This window comes from Frankia nepalensis (genome assembly GCF_016786325.1).
In the GTDB taxonomy this organism is placed as follows: domain Bacteria; phylum Actinomycetota; class Actinomycetes; order Frankiales; family Frankiaceae; genus Pseudofrankia; species Pseudofrankia nepalensis.
Genome location: NZ_JADWYU010000351.1, coordinates 1 through 1,570, shown reverse-complemented (window position 1 = coordinate 1,570; position 1,570 = coordinate 1). Strand labels below are relative to the sequence as shown.

Here is a 1,570-nt window from a genome sequence, read left to right as displayed (position 1 = left end):
CGTTGACCGGCGAGGAGTTGCCCGCCGTGACGCGCCAGTCGAGGTCCGGGTAGCGCGCGGCCCACGCGTCGGTCCGGGCGACCTTGAGCCGACCGCCTCAGTGGATGCGCTCGATGATCGTCGCGTTCGCCATGCCGCCGCCCTCGCACATGGTCTGCAGGCCGTAGCGCCCGCCGGTCTGCTCCAGCACCGACAGCAGCGTGGTCATCAGGCGGGCGCCGCTGGCGCCGAGCGGGTGCCCGATCGCGGTGGCGCCGCCGTTGACGTTGACCCTGGCGAGGTCCGCGCCGGTCTCGGCCTGCCAGGCGAGCACCACGCTCGCGAACGCCTCGTTGACCTCGAAGGCGTCGATGTCGGCGAGGTTCAGGCCGGCGCGCCGCAGGACCTTCTCGGTCGCCGGGATCACGCCGGTGAGCATGAGCAGCGGGTCGTCGCCGACGACGGCGAAGCTGTGCAGCCGGGCGCGTGGGCGCAGGCCGAGCCGGCGCGCCGTGTCGCCGTCGGTGATCAGGACGGCGGCGGAGCCGTCGTTGACCGGCGAGGAGTTGCCCGCCGTGACGCGCCAGTCGAGGTCCGGGTAGCGCGCGGCCCACGCGTCGGTCCGGAAGGCGGGCTTCAGGCCGGCGAGCACCTCGGCCGTCGTGGCCGGTCGGATCGACTGGTCCCGCGTGACCTGGACCAGCGAGCCCGAGCCGTCCGGCGCCGGGGCCTTGATCGCGGCCACCTCCGCGTCGAACCGGCCGTCGGCCCAGGCGGCGGCCGCGCGGCGGTGGCTCTCGGCGGCGAACTCGTCGAGCCTGGTCCGGGAGAGGTTCCAGCGCTGCGCTATCAGTTCGGCGGAGATGCCCTGCGATACCAGGCCGTCGGGGTAGCGGGCGGCGACGCCGGGCCCCGAGGCGTCGCGGCCGAGGGTCGAACTGCCGATGGGCACCGTGCTCATCGACTCGACGCCGGAGGCGATGACGATGTCGTAGGCGCCGCTGATGACGCCCTGCGCCGCGAAGTGGATCGCCTGCTGGCTGCTGCCGCACTGCCGGTCGACCGTCACGGCCGGCACCGACTCGGGCAGTCCGGCGGCGAGCGCGGCCCACCGGGCGTTGTTGGTGCTCTGCTCGCCGATCTGCCCGACCGTGCCGCCGATCACGTCGTCGACGAGCACCGGGTCGATGCCCGTCCGCTCCACCAGCGTCCGGATCGCGTGCGCGTGCAGGTCGACGGGATGCACTCCGGCGAGCGCGCCACCTGGCTTGCCCTTGCCGATCGGCGTCCGAACCGCGTCGATGATCACCGCGTCCCGCATGACGGCCTCCTCCCGCAAGGGTTGGAAAATCCAACCCACTGATACTGGTGTACGCCAGTGGGTTGGAAATCGCAACTGACCTCGGTGTGACCTCGGACTACGTGATCACTGGCCGCGCGGCCACGGGTTGCGTGATCACGGGCCACATGATCACCGAGTGGAGGCCCCAAAGGCGCGGCCCCCCCCCCCGGGCCGGCGGCGGGCGGCCCGGGTGGGCGCGGCCCCGGCAGGCCGGGGCCGCCGCGCACCCCCCGCGGGCCCCCCCCGGGG

At 74.0% G+C, this 1,570-nt stretch carries 1 protein-coding gene; it reads right to left on the bottom strand.

Annotation, left to right across the window (positions count from 1 at the left end; genetic code table 11):
- Positions 1-97: 97 nt before the first annotated feature.
- Complete coding sequence (locus tag I6A81_RS41140; protein ID WP_203006315.1) at positions 98-1,300, bottom strand: thiolase family protein; 1,203 nt, start codon at positions 1,298-1,300, stop codon at positions 98-100.
- Between the last annotated feature and the right edge of the window lie 270 nt (positions 1,301-1,570).

What these genes read in the sequence shown, in the direction of transcription:
- I6A81_RS41140 (WP_203006315.1), bottom strand. Translation starts at nt 1,300, where the DNA reads ATGCGGGACGCGGTGATCATCGACGCGGTTCGGACGCCGATCGGCAAG.